Consider the following 17,816-nt stretch of genomic DNA (forward strand, 5'->3'; position numbering starts at 1 on the left):
TTAATACATGAAAGCTATAGTTTTTCAAGGACAAAGTCAATATGATGTATTAAGAACTTTTAGTAGTTTTTATACCCAACAATTACAAGAGTATGGGATTGAAGCTATAACATGCGATATGAACATTATAGACAGTAAGATGTATTTAGAATTAGTAGAAAAAATGAAGCCGGATTTCACGATTGGCTTTAATCCAGTCACATATTTTTATGAGAATAATTTAAATCATTATCAGAAAACTAAAATACCACATATAGTAAAATTGGGTGATAATCCATTTTATCATGTTTTTCAAAGAGCATTGAAAAACCCTAATGATCCCTATGTATTTACAGTAGCTCCACAGAAAACCTATCAGTATAGCTTTAATGAATTGGGAGTTGAAAGATTTTGTATTAGTTCTCATAACTATGCTCAAACGAATTATAAAGTTGGATTTAATAATAAGATATTCCCAACAGTATTTTTTGGTTCATTTACTTATCCTGAAAGTATACTATTAAAATTAAAAGAGGTTACTAATTCAAACCAAATTTATAAAATAGTTAATGATTTTTGTTTTCTAATTAAAGAGATTGTAGTAAATATGAAGGAATTACTTAGTGAACCAATTGAAATATTCTTTTCCAATTATTTGGAAAAAGAATATAAGCTTGAGAAGAACCAAATTACTAAATTAACTTTACAGGTGTTTTATTATATTGACAGTTACTATAGAAATCTAGTCCGTCAAGTAGTATTAACTGAATTCGCAAAAGAAGGCTTAGAAATGATTGTATTCGGTAGAGAGGATACAGAGAAACTATTGAGTGAGTATTCTAATGTTAAGATACAACAACCAATTAATTATCATGAGTATATTAATGTGCTCTCTCAAAGTAAAGTTTCAGTTAATATTACACCAATGTTTCAAAGTAGTCATGAAAGGATACCGACAACTTTATTTAATTCCACTGTTCTTTGTACTAATATAATGGATGATTTAATACAAAATAATCCAGGTATTCTTGAAAGTTCTATCTTTTATAATTTAAGTAATTTAAAAGAAACCGTAAATGCCATAAAAGAAGTATCAGAGAACGAAAATGTATACCAGGAACTAATAGACAAGGGGTTAATTTTAGCTAAACAAAATTTTACTTTTGAAAGAGATATTAAGTTAATGTTGGACATATATCAAAGATATTTTAACTGAAGTCTTTGTAATGCTATTTTATAATAAATTAATGATAGTTGAGTGATTTAAATGAAATTAGGAATAATGCAACCCTATTTTTTCCCTTATATTGGATATTGGCAACTAATTAATTTAGTAGATAAATATGTTATTTATGATGATGTAAATTATATAAAAAAAGGTTGGATAAACCGTAACAAAATATTAATGTACAATAAGGATATTTTCATTAATTTACCAATCCATAAATCTAGCCAAAATAAATATATTAATGAGTTAAGTTTATCAAACGACATAATTGACCATAAGAAGAAATTACTTAAGACAATTAGAACATGTTATAACAATGCACCATATTTTAATGAGGTATATAGTATTGTTGAAGATATAGTTACAAATAATGATTGGAATCTAGCTTCATATTTACAATATTCTATCCAGAAGGTTTGTGAATTTTTATCTATAGATACTGAAATTATTGTTTCATCAAATATCAATAAGAATAATTATTTAGAAGGACAAGATAAGATAATCGAAATTTGTGAAGTATTGAAAGCTAAGGAATATATAAATGCGATTGGTGGAAGAGATTTATATACCACTAATGTTTTTAATGATAAAGATATAAAAATTAAATTTTTACAAACGGAAAATATTGAATATCAACAATTTGGTAATAAGTTCATTCCTAATCTTTCTATAATTGATGTAATGATGTTTAATTCAAGAGAGCAAATAAGTGGAATGCTTAATAACTACTCTTTGAGATAAAAAAGTTGGTGGTAAAATTGAAGAAATATAATGTTTTAATATACCCAGCAGGAACAGAGATTGGACTTGAAATTTACAACTCATTAAAATATAATTTGCATTTTGATATATACGGTGCTTCAGGTAAATCAGACCATGCAAAATTTATTTATCCACAGCATCGTTATTTTGAAGATGATTCACTATATATATCAAAACAAAATTTTATTGAACATTTTAATACTGTTTTAGATCATTTTGATATTGATTATATATTCCCAACGCATGATTCAGTAGCATTATTTTTATCTTGCAATTCTGAATTAATTAATGCGAAAGTAATTTGTTCAAGTTATAGAACAACGAAAATATCAAGAAGTAAAAAAGAGATATATAAAGAATTATATAACTATAAATTTACACCTAGAACATATTATAAATTTGAAGAAATATTAAACTATCCTGTCTTTTTAAAGCCAGATATTGGTGAGGGTGGAAAAGGTACTAAGATTGTATATGATCAATTTGAACTTGAAAAAATATACTCAAGAAATATTGATTATGTTGTGAGCGAGTATTTACCTGGGGAAGAGTATACAGTAGATTGTTTTACGAATAGAAATGGAGAACTGTTGTTTATTGGTCCTCGAACTAGAGAACGAATTACTTTCGGAATTAGTTTTCATTCAAGAAATATCTATTGTAGTGACGAGTTTAAAGAAATTGCTAATACTCTGAATGAGAAGTTCAATTTTAGAGGAAGTTGGTTTTTCCAAGTTAAGGCTGATGGAAATGGGCAACTTAAATTATTAGAGTTTTCTGTGAGGCAAGCATCTACCATGGGATTATATAGACAATTAGGTGTGAATTTTGCACTACTCTCGCTTTTTGATTTTATTGGTTATGATGTTAAAGTACTTTTTAATGATCTCAATATAGAACTGGATAGGAGTTTTAGTAATAGTTATAAAATTGATTATGAATATGAACGGGTATATGTTGATTTAGATGATACATTAATTGTTAATGGTGAAGTTAATACGCTACTAATGAGGTTAATATTCCAATGTATAAATAAAAAAAAGGATGTAATTTTAATAACAAAACACATTTATAATTTAGATAATACTCTTAGAATGTATCGAATTAATAAAGAATTATTTGCTGAAATTGTGTTACTTAGTCCTGATGAAAGTAAAGCAGATCATATCAAAGGAAATTTAAAATCAATATTTATTGACAATCATTTCTACGAAAGAATGTCTGTGAAAGAAAAGTGTAAAATACCAGTATTTGATGTTGATGCTATAGAATGTCTAATAGATGCAAGTAAAATATAGAAAATTTGGTGGTAAAGGTGAAGAAAAAGATAGGTTTTGTTGGACCATTTTCGACTGCTAATTTTGGTGATTGGAGTATGCTTGTAAACAATATATATGATTTAAAAACTGAAAATCCTATTATATTTACTTATTCTCCACGTTTTCCAAAGCAATCTCTGAGAGAGTATATCGAGGATATTAATGTGAAATATATAGAGGTTAAATTAAAGGATAGTGTAGAAAGTACTAATGTTAATAATCCTACTCCTTTAGATGCATTAGTTAGCTTAGATAATGCTAGTGAAGTTTATGAGGCAATAAACGAAATAGATATTTTAATTGTAAGCGGTGGGGGGTGGATAAACCATTTTTGGTCGCAGCGAATAGATAAATTATATAAAATACTCATTCCTATATATATAGCTAACCAGAAGCAAAAACAGATTGTTTTTACCGCTAATGGAATTGGACCATTTGATGAAACTAGAGAGTTATTTCGCTACTTCTTTGGTTATATAAAAGGTGCAAAAATCGCGGTGCGTGATAATCTATATTCAATGTCACATCTTCATGAGGTTGGAGTTGAAGGAAAAGAAGTCTTTCACTTACCTGATGATTTATATTTGATAAATCAGAGTATAATTAATAAAAATACACATATTGAAATTTTAGAAAAGGATTATATTGTAATCGAAATGTTTTATCCAACAAACATGTTAAAAAAACATGAGAAAATACTTTTGGATTTTTCGAAAAAAATTTATGAAAAGTATGGACTAACTATAGTATTGTTACCATTTGATTTAGTTCAATTTGGATCAGAACAGGCAAAATATCTTCACTCTATCTTCGAAAAATCCAAGCTAGTCGATATAGATGAATTAGGTTACTTACCCATGCAAGACGCTTATTCAATTATAAAAAATGCAAAACTAATGATAACTTCGCGTTATCATGGGTTAGTATTGTCCTTAAGTGCAGAAACCCCAGTAATCTTTAGGCTTTATGATAAGATGGGGGATTTTAGGTATTCATATAATAAGGGTTTAGGTATGTTGCGGACAGCTTTTGATGGTATAGAGTTTTCTGAACAAGATTTTTTGCAGATTGATTTAATCACTATTTTAAATAACGTTGAAAATAATCTTCAAGATATAGTATTTAATCAAAAGAATATTTATTCTAGTAAAATATTTAAACAAAATAAACTAAAATTAAAGCAAGTTAGATCTAATTATCTACAAGACATCTTAGAACAATAGTTACAAGTACCATTTTTTTATTAATAGTTAAACAAGAAAAGGACGAATGATTTATGAAAGGCGTCATCCTGGCCGGAGGAAACGGAACAAGGCTACATCCAATAACTCAATCTATATCTAAACAATTATTACCAATATATGATAAACCAATGATTTACTATCCGCTTTCAGTACTAATGCTTTCGGGTATTCGTGAGATTTTAATTATTACAAAACCGTTGGAATTACCACTCTTTAAAAATTTGCTTGGTGATGGATCTAAATGGGGATTACAAATTGAATATGCAGTACAAGAGAATCCTAAAGGGTTAGCGGATGCATTTATAGTTGGGGAGTCATTTATAGGTGATGACAACATATGTCTGATACTTGGGGATAATATTTTCTATGGACAAGGGTTTTCTCCATTATTAAAAAAAGCAGCTAAACTGGAAGAAGGTGCTGTTATTTTTGGATACCAAGTTAAAGATCCGCAGCGCTTTGGTGTTGTTCAATTTGATGAGAATTACAACGCAATATCAATAGAGGAAAAGCCTGAAAATCCGAAGTCTCAATATGCAGTAACAGGGCTCTACTTTTATGATAATAATGTAATTCAAATTGCCAAAGAAGTTCAACCTTCTGTTAGGGGAGAACTTGAAATTACTGATATAAATACAGAATATTTAAAAAGAAAAAACCTTAAAGTAGAGTTGTTAGGTAGAGGATTTTCATGGTTAGATACAGGTACTTTCGAAAGTTTACTTCAAGCTGGACAGTTTGTAGAAACTATTGAGAAAAGACAAGGTTTTAAAATCGCCTGTTTAGAGGAAATTAGTTATCGAAATAATTGGATTTCTAGAGAAGATATACAAACACTTTCTAAACAATATAAAAATGAATATGGGATTTACTTGCAGCAGTTGGTCAATGAAAGGTTTTGATAAAAAATGATTCCAGTTTCTCGTCCATTTCTCCCTCCATTAGAAGATTATAATAATCTGATTAACAAGTTATGGGATTCTAAGTGGTTAACAAATAATGGTCACTACGCTCAGGACTTAGAAAGAAAATTGAAGGATTACTTAACTGTGCCATCACTTCATTTTGTAAGTAGTGGTACATTAGCTTTACAACTATCTTTGAGAACTTTAAATATTTCAAATGAGGTTATTACAACCCCCTTTTCATTCGTTGCAACTACAACATCTATACTCTGGGAAAATTGTACTCCTATATTTGTAGATATTAACCCACAAACACTATGTATTGATGCAAATAAGATTGAAGAAGCAATTTCAGATAAAACTGAAGCGATTTTAGCTACCCATGTATATGGTATTCCATGTGATGTTGAAAAAATTGAACAAATTGCAAAAAAATATGATTTAAGAGTTATTTATGATGCTGCTCATGCTTTTGGAGTACGATACAAGGGGAAATCATTATTAAACTATGGTGATATCTCTACATTGAGTTTTCATGCGACAAAACTCTATCACACTGTGGAAGGTGGAGGAATAGTCAATAATCTTGGTGAGGAAGTAAATAGGGATATTCAGATGTTAAGAAACTTTGGATTTGAAAATGGAATTCTCCAACAGCTAGGTATTAATGCGAAGAATTCAGAGTTTCACGCTGCCATGGGTCTATGTAATCTAAAATATATTGATTATATTATAGAGGAAAGAAAAAATATTACTAAGATATACGATTCTTATCTAGGGGAATTAATTCAAAAGCCAGTAATACCTAATGATGTTGAATATAACTATTCTTACTATCCTATAATATTTGAATCCGAAGAAATATTACTTGAAATTCAAAAATGCTTAGAGCAAATAAGCATAGAATCGAGAAGATATTTCAATCCTTCTTTAAATACTTTGCCTTATCTAAATGAGAAAATACAATGCCAATATTCCGAGGATATTTCAAAAAGAATATTGTGCCTACCATTGTATAATGGTTTGGATTCAGACGTAGTTGAAAAAATAGCACATACAATATTGGAGAGAATAAAATGAACCTACTAGTTACAGGTGGTGCAGGCTTCATTGGTTCTAATTTTATTCCATATATGTTAGAACAGCATGAAGATATTAACATAATTAATCTTGATAAATTAACTTATGCAGGAAGTACAGATAACTTACAAGAGGTAAGAAATCATCCACGGCATACGTTTATTCAGGGAGATATTTGTGACGAAGAACTATTAATTCGTTTGTTTGAAGAATATCAAATTGAAGGTGTTATTCATTTTGCAGCAGAATCACATGTAGATAATTCAATTAAGAATCCGAAATCTTTTATTGAGACAAATGTTCTGGGTACTTATAATCTGCTTAATATAGCAAAAGGATTCTGGATGGATGGTATTGGTAGTTTTAAGCCAGAATTAGAACATGCAAGGTTCCTTCATATTTCTACAGATGAAGTGTATGGTACCCTAGGAGCTAAGGGTTTTTTTACAGAGGAGACACCATATGCACCAAATAGTCCATACTCTGCAAGTAAAGCATCTTCTGATTTACTAGTTCGAAGTTATTATCATACATATGGAATGAATGTCGTTACAACAAACTGTTCCAATAACTACGGTCCGAAACAACATAATGAAAAGTTGATGCCTACTATAATTAGAAAAGCATTAGCTTTTGAGAAAATTCCTATCTATGGTGATGGCCAAAATGTTCGAGATTGGTTGTATGTATTGGATCATTGTCGTGCAATTGAAAAGGTGTTTTTTAAAGGTAAGTCTGGAGAAACCTACTTGATAGGTGGACATAATGAAAGAAATAACCTTGAAATTGCAGAAAGCATATGTGAGAAGCTCAATAAAATGAAGCCAATTTCTGTAAAAGGTAAAGGAATATCAACCTATAAAGACTTAATATCATTTGTTGAAGACCGACCAGGACATGATTTTAGGTATGCAGTTGATGATAGTAAATTGATTAAAGAGTTGGGGTTTGAGATAAAGTATAGTTTTGATGAAGCGATAGAGAAAACAGTATCTTGGTACATAAGAAAGAATAAAGATAGGTAGCTTTTGGCTTAAGAATTTTAAACGTTTAGTTAATGTAGATTGGAGTATTACTATGCACCAAACATATAAGAGGGATTAAAGATAATCTTAAGTACGCAATAATTGGTTTAAGTTATTATAGTTTTCATTATGATTTGTCTTAAAGTTTAAATCAAGCAAGGGTGAATTATTATTATCCAATTGTTAAAACAATGCATAAAACTAGCTGAGAAATTAAACCGGGATATAGTGTGGTAGTTTATTATTCTTCCTAAACTATTCAATTAGTTATACTATAAAATTTCCGTTAGAATATGTTTTTTGGAATATAGTATAAAATCCTAGCCTTAGTTAGGTATATTCTATCTCGTATAATTCTTAAGTAGTGTTTTATGTAGTGATATAAGGACGTGACGCCCTCTTTATCTTTAGTTGTAATCGAATAACGTTAAACAAGATATAGAGGGGCGCCACCTTTATTGTAAAATCTTTTGAGGGTTGGTTGGGTGTTCTAAAATTCCATTTGTTTGAAACCACTATGGCTGTATAACTTTTTAAAATATTAAACAGGTCATTTGGAGTAGTTGATTTTTCCAAAATACAAAGAATCAACCCATCGCCCTTCTGTCCAATGTGTTTCTTTTAAAGTGCCTTCTAAATTGAAATTTAATGTATTGAAGAATGCACTTTTTTTATCATCTATTGAGTAAATCTCTGCCCACAGTCTATGTAAATTTAACTCCTCAAATCCGTACTTTTCCATTATCTTTGCTGCATCAATTGCAAATGTATCATCAATATAAAGATTATCCTTACCTATATAAATTGAAAAATCTGCACTTCTATTTATCCAGTCAATGTAGCACAATCCACATGCACCTATTAGTTCACCTGTATCCAACTCTGTAATTGCAAACATTCTGGTATTCGGATCATTCATGACATATTTCTCATACCATAGAAGTTGATTATTATAATTTAATTCTCTATATTCCCTGAAAAACAATCTAAACTCTGGTTTATTTCTCCATTCTAATAATGTTGACAAGTCATTTTTTTCAATAGCTCTTAAACCAACATGCTCTCCTATTAACATGCTTATTACTCCTCCAAATCATCCATGTAAATTAAATCACCCTTCGTTTTGTCAGTAATTAATTTCTTTTTAATAATTTTATCGGCTTCATATGGAAAATAAGAATTATTGGGAGCAGGTCTTAAGAATTCAATATCATCTTGCTGAATGATACTGCCTGCTGGGAGATCCCTTTTTAAGTATATTGCTCTTCTTTGGACTACAACTGTTTCCTTTTCATTTTCTTCAATACTCTTAATTCCGTTTCCAAGAGCCAGTTCTAATTCTCTAGATTTGTCAACCATTTCTCTCCAAGTATGTGGGTTCATTGAAAATGGATGGTCAGGTCCGATTCTATCATTATCATCTGTAAAGTGTTTCTCAACTACTCTTGCCCCAAGTGCTACTGCACCTAGGACTGTTGAGTGTCCCGGAGTGTGATCCGATAGTCCTAGAATCATATTTGGGTACATAGTTGCATAGGTTTTTAAAACATTTAAATTAATATATTTAAAGTTCTCAAGACTACCAGTATAATTTGTATTACATTGCATTAAAACTACTTGTTTATTATATTTTAATACACTATTTACAGCCCTTTGAACATCTTCAAAATTAGAAGCACCACTTGCTAGTAATGTAGGCTTTCCTTTTTTTGCTACATACTCAATAAAATCAGTCCAAGTTATGTCACCAGACCCAATTTTATAGGCTGGTAAATATTTATCAATTTGGTCTACAGCATTATAATCATAAGGAGTTGTGAAAAAGTCTATTTGGGCTTTCTCGGCCTCCAATATTAGCTCTTGGTTCCAATCTCTATTGAATTCAGACTCCTTAAACACATCAAATACACTTTTACTCCAGTTTGATTGGTGACTAGCTTGATTTCCCAATATTTTAAAGCCCTTATCACTAACAATTTTTTCTGCTTTAAAATGTTGAAATTTTACTGCGTTTGCTCCAGATTGTTTAGCTAACCATATCAATTCTTTAGCTCTAGAAAGTTCTCCATCATGATTCGAGGCTATATCTGCTATGAAATAAGTGGGACTGCTAATTGATATTTTTGTAGATCCGATTTTAATTTCATTATCATAATTCATGAAATACACCTTCTTTATACTTTATAATTAAGTTCATTATGACTTCTTCAGAAGAAGGGATAGTATGATGTTTTAGGTAGGTATTAAGTTTATTTATATCTAATCCTAAAGAGTCTGCTCGTAATATTTCCTTTTCCTTTTTTAATTCCCCTTGGTTTACAAGATCCTGCAAACCAAGGATTTCAGCAAAGGATTTGATGAATTGGTATTTTGAGATGACTTCGTTGGACGCTAAATTTAGTATGCCTGTTATTTTATAATTGATTATTTCCCTTAAAATTGCGGAAAAACTATATACATCGATACTAGAAGTGTAATAGTTATTATACCCTGTAATAGGTTGTTTTGAATCAAGGGATTTAATTATCCACTCAATAAAAGATAAATTATCTGGCTTATTTCTATATCCTACAATATTAGTACGAACGACAAGGCTATTCTTATAATTTAATGCATATATTTCTCCTGCATATTTTGTGCGAGCGTATTCGTTTAAAAGGGTAATTTGATCCATTTCAGTATGCGGTTTCTTTTTATCATTAGTATAATAGTGATCCGTGGATATTTGTATAAAATAACTATTTGTTTTTTGGCATGCTAATGATATTAATCCAGGTAATCGAGCATTAATTGTATATGCATCCCCTGGATTTTGTTCGCAATAATTTAAATTGACAATGGCTGCACTGTTAATAATAACATCAGGGTTTTCGTGCTCAATTATATCTATTATATGTTTTCCTTCATTTAAAAGATCCAAATTGTAATCGCACTGATTTCTAGCAACAGTTACTACCTGTTTGTTTTCGCTAATAAAGTCATTATTTAAAGCTTGTCCTAACATTCCAGTTGCTCCGATTAATAAAATTTTCATGAGTCATTCCTTAACTTCTTTTGCTCAATATGTTTGTTAATTTCAATTAATTCTGGTTGATTTATCATTTTTTTAATTATATCGTCTAAAGTAAATAATGGATTCAAAGAATAAAGATCTTTAATTAGAATAGAAATTAGTTTGAAATCTTCTTTTGTATCAACAGTTAATCTGTATTTGCTATTATCCGTCTTAGATACAAATTGACCTATAGAATAGATATTAGGATTTATATATAAGTAGGGCGTTACATGCTCCTTTTCGTAATATTCACTAGCTTGTAGATATGCTTCTTCTAAATTTTTTATTGAAAATACTTCGGTATCCATTCCTCTAGGAAAAGTCCTAACAAGTGTATTAGAAACATAGTCATAGTTATTATCCAAATAAAATTTAATAACATTATCAATTATTTTTGGGTCTATCAACGGACAATCGGATGTCATTCTAACTACAATGTCTGCTTGGTGATGTTTAGCAGCTTGATAATATCTTTCTAATACATTTTCCTCTGACCCTTTATAAATTGGTATGCCTAATTTGCTGCATATATCAACTAAAGGTTTCTCCGACCCATTATTTGTTGTAGCAACTATAATTTGATTTAATAGTTTCGATTGCATAACCCTCTCAAGTTGATACTCAAGTAAAGTAATTCCGTTAACTTTCTTCATTACTTTTCCAGGTAATCTAGTAGACGTCATTCTAGCTTGTATGATACCTGTGATGTTCATCTAATCCACCTCATAATTTTTGAACTAATTAGTAATTGAATAAATAAACACACTACAAGTTATCAATTAGTTCTCTTAATTGTTGAACGGTTAACCAATCACCATTTGTATTACTTTCATAACTAAACCCATCTTTTAAATCTTTACCATCATGTGCAAACTCAGATTTCCACCATGGGAATTCTGGCTGAATGATATAATAATCACCCATATCTATGGTTCTTCGTGCATCATCTGTCGTAATCATCGCTTCATGAAGTTTTTCACCTGGCCTAATTCCGACGAATTCTATTTGACAATTTGGTGCAATGGCTTCAGCTAAATCAGTAACTTTCATACTTGGAATCTTTGGTACAAATAATTCTCCGCCATGCATTCGATTAAAGCTATCGATTACAAATTGAACACCCTGATCTAGTGTAATCCAAAATCGAGTCATTCTTTCATCGGTGATAGGAATTGTTCCTGTATCTTTCATTTTTTTAAAAAATGGTACAACACTTCCACGGCTTCCTACTACATTTCCGTAACGTACAACAGAAAAAGCGGTGTTTTTATCCCCTGCATAGGAATTGGCTGCAATAAAAAGCTTATCAGAAGCTAATTTAGTAGCACCATATAGATTTATTGGGCTACATGCTTTATCCGTACTAAGGGCTACAACCTTTTGTACTCCACGGTCAATGGCTGCTTCAATAATATATTGTGCACCATTAATGTTTGTTTTTATTGCTTCAAATGGATTATATTCGCAGGCATCTACATGTTTCATTGCAGCAGCATGTACAACGTAGTTTACTCCATCAAATGCTCGGTATAAACGATCTTTATCACGGACATCACCAATAAAGAACCGCATCCGTTTATCTTTGAATTCTTGCTTCATCTCATATTGTTTTAGTTCGTCACGGCTGAAGACAATTACTTTTTTAACATCGTATTTCAATATATTTTTAATAAACTTTTTGCCAAATGATCCTGTTCCTCCGGTTACAAGGATTGTTTTATCTTTAAAATTATTCATAATGTATACCTTCTTTGTAATTTAGTCACTTTTTATATCGGTTAATATTGGGCAATTTTGAAACATTAATAACTATTTTATTTTAGCCAGTTAGAGTGCCGAAAGTCAATGTATTCCAGATAGATAGAGCGATGCTGTAAGAGTAGACCAGAACAGGAGATAGCTAGATGTAGTTTGATAAAAGCTTTTTAATGGAACAAATCCATTATTGTAAAGAAAAATCATACTCTAGAATCCTTCAGATTTACCTAATTTTTACCTAAAATTAATATTCATCATGTTAAATATAGGTAAATTTATTTTATCTTATATTAACTATCAATCAGATTATCAAAGTGTAACTAAGACTGATGGTTTCTTATAAACTTTATTTCAACACGCATAGTTCTTAGAAAATCTTCATTAAAATATTAGTAACATAGAGGACTTTAACATGCACATCGTTATCGGTGATTTAACCAGTGAATCCGTAAGTGTAAAACCTTCCACAAAAAATGAGGAAGTATATGCCATTTTTGGAAACTATCCATCACTAGAAGGGATTGTTATTGGGATAGATAATAATCCAGTTGGAATCATCATGAGGACAAATTTTTTCCAAAAGATTTCTATTGAATATGGGTTCGATCTTTTTATGAATCTATCAATTGATCTAGTCATGAGTCAAGATTTATTAAAGGTAGAGCAATCTGTTCCGCTTATGGAGGTAAGTTCACTTGCCATGAATGGTAAATAGGATAATCTTTATGACTAGTCATTGTCACCGAGGGTGACAAGTTATATAGAGTTGTCAGTATACGAGAACTGGTAAATAATCTGTCCGAAGTGCAAATCAATATTGCGAAGTACTCCAATCCATTAAGTGGACTTCCATTTAACCATATTATTGAGGAAACATTACAAGAGTAGTATAAAAGGCAAGATTGGCATTGATATGAACAGTATGTAAAAAGTATGTAAAAATTGCCGAAGTATAGTTCAGAAGCGGGTATTAGTACCACCCTTAAATTTGTTCAGTATTATTTCTATTTCCCCTCTTCACATATCCCGAATTCGTACGATATAAATAGTAGGTCTAAAGTTACAACCACAAAACTGACAAAGGCAAACTTACTGAAAGGTAAGGACGCAAAGCCGTGGGTCTAAGGTTTTCTTAACTACGATTGCCAGGCTACCAATGATAGATATCGATATCTAATTGGCTATTCTTTGGTAAGGATAGGCTTTTTTATTTTATATTGGAGGTTTACACATGGATAAATCATCACTAATCGGAATTATTTTGGGAATTCTTGCAGTAGGGGTTGGAATGGTGTTAAAAGGTGTCGGGCTAGGTGCACTTATAAATCCTGCCGCTATTATCATTATTATTGTTGGGACAATAGCATCTGTCATGATTGCTTTCCCAACAAGCACATTAAAAAAGATTCCAGCACTATTTAAAATTCTTTTTACCGATAAACAAGAACAAAGTGTAGAGGAATTAATTCATCAGTTTTCAGACATGGCAGACATAGCACGTAAAGAGGGTATTTTATCCTTGGAGGCTAAAATAGACCATATGAATGATCCATTCTTAGCATCGGGTATACAACTTGCTGTAGATGGCCAGACCCCGGAGTTTATCCGTGACGTTATGTTAGAAAAAATCGAAGCAATGGAAAACCGCCATCAAGAAGGAGCAGCTATCTTCTCGCAAGCTGGTACTTATGCTCCAACACTTGGGGTGCTTGGTGCGGTAATTGGTTTAATTGCGGCACTTGCTGATATGGCGGATATTACTGCATTAGGAAAAGCAATATCTGCAGCATTTGTTGCGACATTACTTGGTATCTTTACTGGTTATGTGTTGTGGCATCCATTTGCGAATAAGTTAAGACAAAAGTCTAAGAAAGAAGTTGAGATTAAGGAAATAATTATCGAAGGTGTTGTTTCCATCACGGCAGGGGAGTCTGCAAAGGTCGTGAAGGACAAGCTTGGTTCATATTTAACAACTAAAGAGTTAGCACGAATGAAGGAACAGGATAATGCGTAAACATAGGCGCAATAAAGAAAATCATCATGTTGATGAATCATGGTTACTCCCCTATTCTGATTTATTAACATTACTCGTGGCTTTATTTATTGTGCTTTTTGCGATGAGTGAGATTGATATTCAAAAGTATGAAGAAATGTCTGCGTTTTTTAAAAGTGAATTTTCAAGTGGTGATAAAGGGATTATGGAACATCCCAAATCAGTTCCTGAAGTAGAAAATCAAGAAAAGGAAGAACAGGAAAAAGAAGAACAACCAGATGTAGGTCAAACGGAATTATTACATTTACAAGAGCTTCAGAAAAAGATAAATAACTATATTACGCAAAATAATCTGACCGAATCCCTTGCAACAGACTTATCGGATGAAGGGTTAATGATATCCATCAAAAATGATGTTTCCTTTGATCCTGGAAGTGCAGAAGTAAATGAAGGTGGTCAAGAAATTGCAGCAGAAATTTCGCAACTCCTGTATACGGATCCACCACACCAAATTATTATAAGTGGTCACACAGATAATGTACCAATGAACAATGCGAGATTTGGTTCAAACTGGGAATTAAGTGTTATGCGTGCGGTTAATTTCATGAGTTTAGTTTTGGAAAATAACCAACTGGATCCAGCGAAATTCAGTGCCAAAGGATTTGGGGAACATCAGCCTATCGTACCTAATGATAGTGAAGTGAATAGATCGAGAAATCGACGTGTTGAAGTATTGATCTTGCCGAACTATGATATCGGAAACCATATTGACTAAAGAATACAACATAGAGGAGAACACTAATGAAAAATTTATTTAACTTTAAAACTATACGTGTGAAAATGTTACTAGCTTTTTCGTTTGTCATGATTTTGGTAATATTATTTTCTGCTTTTACGCTATTATCACTAAATAAAATAAACAAAAATGCTGAGGAAATAATAAACAAACAGCTCACATTGCTTATTGCAGATGAAGATATTTCTTTTGATATGGCAAACCGGACCGGATTAATGCGAGCTTATTTTTTATATGAAGATGAAAAGTATAGACAATTATTTGAAAATCAAACAGAAAACAGTATTGCCCTAGAAAATCAACTGCTAGAATTAAGTGATTCTGAAGAAACAAAAGAATTAATGGATAAGAAGTTCCAATGGGGAACCTTAACAGACGAAGCTTTTGCAGCGTATGATCGTGGAGACATGGATGAAGTAATACGAATTATGGAAACCCAGATGAGCCCTTTGGAGTCTGAAATTATTAGTGGTTTCTCGGAAGCTTCTACAAATCGCAAAGAAGTTATCACTGAAATGGGACAATCCGTAATAGATAATGGTCAGATAACCATAAGAATAAGTTTCTTCTTAAGTATCGCAGTAATAGCATTAGGTATTTTTCTTGCTTTCTTCTCAGCTAATATGATGTCCAAGCCAATTCATAAAGTATTGGCTAAAATGAAGGCAATTTCAAATGGTGATTTAAGTCAAGAAGCTATTAAAACGAATAACCGTGACGAAATTGCGCAACTAGTTCATGCATCCAATGAAATGAATGATAGTATTCGTGGATTGTTATTTCAAATTCAATATGTATCAGAAACTGTATCTAGCCAAAGTGAAGAGCTTACCCAATCAGCTAGTGAAGTTCGAACCGGTGCAGAGCAAATTGCTATGACGATGGAAGAATTGGCACATGGCACAGAGAACCAAGCAAATAGTGCAGGTGACCTTTCTTCTGTGATGAGTTCGTTTACCAAGAAAACAGAAGAGGCAAATGATAAAGGTGAGAATATTGTTACGGATTCGAAAGATGTTTTACGTTTGACAAATGAAGGTAGTAATTTAATGAAAACTTCAACTACACAAATGCGTAAGATTGATCAAATTGTTCAAGATGCGGTGGTGAAAGTGGAAGGACTGGAAACCCATACCAAACAAATTACTAATCTAGTTTCGGTTATTAGAGATATTGCAGATCAAACGAATTTACTAGCTTTAAATGCTGCAATTGAAGCAGCACGAGCAGGGGAACATGGTAAAGGATTTGCGGTAGTGGCTGATGAAGTTAGAAAACTAGCAGAACAAGTTTCGTTATCCGTGAATGATATAACTGGAATTGTAACCAATATCCAAAGGGAATCAACCAATGTAACTGAATCGCTACAAGGGGGGTATAAAGAAGTTCAAATCGGTACAGAAAAGATTGAATCGACTGATGAGACATTTGCTCATATCAGTACTGCTGTAACCAATATGGTGGAAAACATAGAAACTATTACGGACAATCTTTCTAGTATTGCTGCTAGTAGCCAGGAGATGAACAGCTCGATTGAAGAAATTGCAGCCATATCCGAAGAGTCTGCAGCGGGAGTCGAACAGACTTCAGCTTCTGCCCAACAAGTAAGTGGATCAATGGAAGAGGTTGCAGGAAGCTCAGAGCAATTGGCTAAATTAGCCGAAGAGTTAAATGAGTTAGTAGGAAAGTTTAAACTATAAGGTTAAGGGGACAGACACAGAATATTATGCTGTCTGACTTCGTTACCAAAATTTGTGCAACTCTATTTAGTTTTTTTGATTGCATTTTTTACTAGATATGGTTTACTATAAACTGTAGGTAAAAAGTTATATAAATCAAATTGAAAAAGGCAAACTATCTGAAAGGATAGGACGCAAAGCTAAGGGTCTAAGGTTGGGAGACTATGATCGCCTGGTTGCCAAAATGGATTGCAATATTTTGGCTATTCTATTAAAGAATAGCCTTTCGTTATGCAAAAATTCATATTGGCGATTTCTACCATTAAGACAAAGAAAAAACAATGGATGGGAGAATCTGCTATGTGTGAGATTACACTAATTAAAGAAAAAGATTTAGTACGTGATATTATTGTAGAAAAACTAGAAGAAAATCTACCAGAGAATACATGGAAGGCTTTTGATACTGCTGAATTTAATGCACTTAAAAATACGATAACTAGTGACTTAGTTATTATAGACTTAAATACCAAAATTGATATCATAGCTACCATTGAAGACCTTTTAGAAAAGAACGTACGTGTTGCGGTATGGACAACCGATATCGACAGTCCTTTATTGCGAGATCTTTTCCGCTATGGCCTTAATGGCTACTTTTATAATGGGATGGAATTAAGCGAATTAGTATTTGCAACAAAAATGATGCTAAATGACCAGCAGTATATTCATACGAAGCTTTCAACGGTCCTCTTACATGATTATGTGAAATTAACTCGTAAAGAACCAAACAGACCAGCAGGTATTTTAACCGAACAAGAATGGAATGTGCTAGAAGAATTAGGCAGAGGCTTGAATAATGGAAGCATTGCGAAAGAGCTTTACATTTCAACAAGAACAGTAAATAACCATGTAAGTTCTATATTGAAAAAACTACATGTTTCAGATCGTACAAATGCTGTCATAAAAGCAATTAAAAATAACTGGATAACATTATAA

At 31.7% G+C, this 17,816-nt stretch carries 17 protein-coding genes and 2 riboswitches; of the genes, 12 read left to right on the forward strand and 5 right to left on the reverse strand.

The features are described from left to right. Nucleotides 1-7: 7 nt before the first annotated feature. Genes TY11_RS02620 through rfbB form a run of 7 tightly spaced genes read left to right on the forward strand, consistent with a single transcriptional unit; the run spans nt 8 to nt 7,542 of the window. Complete coding sequence (locus tag TY11_RS02620; protein ID WP_042142564.1) at nt 8-1,195, forward strand: hypothetical protein; 1,188 nt, start codon at nt 8-10, stop codon at nt 1,193-1,195. A 51-nt stretch (nt 1,196-1,246) separates the two neighbouring features. Continuing rightward, nucleotides 1,247-1,948 (forward strand): WbqC family protein, encoded by a 702-nt coding sequence (locus tag TY11_RS02625; RefSeq protein WP_042142566.1) that lies wholly within the window; start codon nt 1,247-1,249, stop codon nt 1,946-1,948. A 17-nt stretch (nt 1,949-1,965) separates the two neighbouring features. Next, on the forward strand, nt 1,966-3,267 hold the full coding sequence (locus TY11_RS02630; protein ID WP_042142568.1) for an ATP-grasp domain-containing protein: 1,302 nt from the start codon (nt 1,966-1,968) through the stop codon (nt 3,265-3,267). Nucleotides 3,268-3,284: 17 nt separating this feature from the next. Next, nucleotides 3,285-4,511, forward strand: a complete 1,227-nt coding sequence (locus TY11_RS02635) for a polysaccharide pyruvyl transferase family protein (protein ID WP_042142569.1) — start codon at nt 3,285-3,287, stop codon at nt 4,509-4,511. Between the two features lie 53 nt (nt 4,512-4,564). Beyond that, nucleotides 4,565-5,434 (forward strand): glucose-1-phosphate thymidylyltransferase RfbA, encoded by an 870-nt coding sequence (gene rfbA / locus TY11_RS02640; protein ID WP_042142571.1) that lies wholly within the window; start codon nt 4,565-4,567, stop codon nt 5,432-5,434. A 6-nt stretch (nt 5,435-5,440) separates the two neighbouring features. Then, nucleotides 5,441-6,517 (forward strand): DegT/DnrJ/EryC1/StrS family aminotransferase, encoded by a 1,077-nt coding sequence (locus TY11_RS02645; protein WP_042142573.1) that lies wholly within the window; start codon nt 5,441-5,443, stop codon nt 6,515-6,517. Beyond that, nucleotides 6,514-7,542: a dTDP-glucose 4,6-dehydratase gene (gene rfbB, locus TY11_RS02650; protein WP_042142575.1), complete on the forward strand. Its 1,029-nt coding sequence runs from the start codon at nt 6,514-6,516 to the stop codon at nt 7,540-7,542. The genes TY11_RS02645 and rfbB overlap by 4 nt, the downstream gene beginning before the upstream one ends. Before the next feature lie 550 nt (nt 7,543-8,092). On the opposite strand, the gene TY11_RS02655 is transcribed toward rfbB, so the two are convergent. From TY11_RS02655 to pseB, 5 genes are read right to left on the reverse strand one after another with little or no spacing between them, the layout of a single operon-like run. Continuing rightward, on the reverse strand, nt 8,093-8,617 hold the full coding sequence (locus TY11_RS02655) for a GNAT family N-acetyltransferase (protein WP_042142577.1): 525 nt from the start codon (nt 8,615-8,617) through the stop codon (nt 8,093-8,095). Between the two features lie 5 nt (nt 8,618-8,622). Continuing rightward, the gene (locus TY11_RS02660) at nt 8,623-9,702 is read right to left on the reverse strand and encodes an N-acetylneuraminate synthase family protein (RefSeq protein WP_042142580.1); all 1,080 of its coding nucleotides are present in this window, start codon (nt 9,700-9,702) and stop codon (nt 8,623-8,625) included. Further along, nucleotides 9,692-10,576, reverse strand: coding sequence for a dTDP-4-dehydrorhamnose reductase family protein (locus tag TY11_RS02665; RefSeq protein ID WP_042142581.1), 885 nt, complete (start codon nt 10,574-10,576; stop codon nt 9,692-9,694). Before TY11_RS02665 ends, TY11_RS02660 begins: the two co-directional genes overlap by 11 nt. Next, nucleotides 10,573-11,310 (reverse strand): cytidylyltransferase domain-containing protein, encoded by a 738-nt coding sequence (locus TY11_RS02670; protein ID WP_042142583.1) that lies wholly within the window; start codon nt 11,308-11,310, stop codon nt 10,573-10,575. Before TY11_RS02670 ends, TY11_RS02665 begins: the two co-directional genes overlap by 4 nt. Nucleotides 11,311-11,362: 52 nt before the next feature. Then, entirely contained in the window at nt 11,363-12,334 is a 972-nt protein-coding gene (gene pseB / locus TY11_RS02675; RefSeq protein ID WP_042142585.1) for a UDP-N-acetylglucosamine 4,6-dehydratase (inverting), read from the reverse strand. A gap of 433 nt (nt 12,335-12,767) precedes the next feature. Here pseB and TY11_RS19735 point away from each other — a divergent pair, with 433 nt between their 5' ends. The 5 genes from TY11_RS19735 to TY11_RS02700 all read left to right on the forward strand — a co-directional run bounded on the left by TY11_RS19735 (nt 12,768) and on the right by TY11_RS02700 (nt 17,816). Beyond that, nucleotides 12,768-13,070 carry a CBS domain-containing protein gene (locus tag TY11_RS19735; RefSeq protein WP_052345699.1) on the forward strand — a complete coding sequence of 101 codons (303 nt, stop codon included), beginning with the start codon at nt 12,768-12,770 and terminating at the stop codon, nt 13,068-13,070. A gap of 357 nt (nt 13,071-13,427) precedes the next feature. Next, nucleotides 13,428-13,513: riboswitch (cyclic di-GMP riboswitch) on the forward strand. Between the two features lie 73 nt (nt 13,514-13,586). Continuing rightward, the gene (gene motA, locus TY11_RS02685) at nt 13,587-14,369 is read left to right on the forward strand and encodes a flagellar motor stator protein MotA (RefSeq protein WP_042142586.1); all 783 of its coding nucleotides are present in this window, start codon (nt 13,587-13,589) and stop codon (nt 14,367-14,369) included. Continuing rightward, nucleotides 14,362-15,123 (forward strand): flagellar motor protein MotB, encoded by a 762-nt coding sequence (gene motB, locus TY11_RS02690; RefSeq protein ID WP_042142589.1) that lies wholly within the window; start codon nt 14,362-14,364, stop codon nt 15,121-15,123. The genes motA and motB overlap by 8 nt, the downstream gene beginning before the upstream one ends. 26 nt (nt 15,124-15,149) lie before the next feature. Next, a complete protein-coding gene (locus TY11_RS02695) occupies nt 15,150-16,844 on the forward strand; it encodes a methyl-accepting chemotaxis protein (protein WP_042142590.1) in 1,695 nt (564 codons plus the stop codon). A 138-nt stretch (nt 16,845-16,982) separates the two neighbouring features. After that, nucleotides 16,983-17,067, forward strand: a riboswitch (cyclic di-GMP riboswitch). Nucleotides 17,068-17,183: 116 nt separating this feature from the next. Further along, nucleotides 17,184-17,816, forward strand: coding sequence for a response regulator transcription factor (locus tag TY11_RS02700; protein WP_052345700.1), 633 nt, complete (start codon nt 17,184-17,186; stop codon nt 17,814-17,816).

Origin of the sequence: Paucisalibacillus algeriensis (assembly GCF_000577245.1) — a bacterium.
Classification (GTDB): domain Bacteria; phylum Bacillota; class Bacilli; order Bacillales; family Amphibacillaceae; genus Ornithinibacillus.

Coding starts and splice junctions, on each gene's coding strand:
- rfbB (WP_042142575.1), top strand. CDS start 6,514: ATGAACCTACTAGTTACAGGTGGTGCAGGCTTCATTGGTTCTAATTTT.
- motA (WP_042142586.1), top strand. CDS start 13,587: ATGGATAAATCATCACTAATCGGAATTATTTTGGGAATTCTTGCAGTA.
- pseB (WP_042142585.1), bottom strand. CDS start 12,334: ATGAATAATTTTAAAGATAAAACAATCCTTGTAACCGGAGGAACAGGA.
- TY11_RS02695 (WP_042142590.1), top strand. CDS start 15,150: ATGAAAAATTTATTTAACTTTAAAACTATACGTGTGAAAATGTTACTA.
- TY11_RS02655 (WP_042142577.1), bottom strand. CDS start 8,617: ATGTTAATAGGAGAGCATGTTGGTTTAAGAGCTATTGAAAAAAATGAC.
- TY11_RS02700 (WP_052345700.1), top strand. CDS start 17,184: ATGTGTGAGATTACACTAATTAAAGAAAAAGATTTAGTACGTGATATT.
- TY11_RS02665 (WP_042142581.1), bottom strand. CDS start 10,576: ATGAAAATTTTATTAATCGGAGCAACTGGAATGTTAGGACAAGCTTTA.
- rfbA (WP_042142571.1), top strand. CDS start 4,565: ATGAAAGGCGTCATCCTGGCCGGAGGAAACGGAACAAGGCTACATCCA.
- motB (WP_042142589.1), top strand. CDS start 14,362: ATGCGTAAACATAGGCGCAATAAAGAAAATCATCATGTTGATGAATCA.
- TY11_RS02670 (WP_042142583.1), bottom strand. CDS start 11,310: ATGAACATCACAGGTATCATACAAGCTAGAATGACGTCTACTAGATTA.
- TY11_RS02645 (WP_042142573.1), top strand. CDS start 5,441: ATGATTCCAGTTTCTCGTCCATTTCTCCCTCCATTAGAAGATTATAAT.
- TY11_RS19735 (WP_052345699.1), top strand. CDS start 12,768: ATGCACATCGTTATCGGTGATTTAACCAGTGAATCCGTAAGTGTAAAA.
- TY11_RS02620 (WP_042142564.1), top strand. CDS start 8: ATGAAAGCTATAGTTTTTCAAGGACAAAGTCAATATGATGTATTAAGA.
- TY11_RS02660 (WP_042142580.1), bottom strand. CDS start 9,702: ATGAATTATGATAATGAAATTAAAATCGGATCTACAAAAATATCAATT.
- TY11_RS02625 (WP_042142566.1), top strand. CDS start 1,247: ATGAAATTAGGAATAATGCAACCCTATTTTTTCCCTTATATTGGATAT.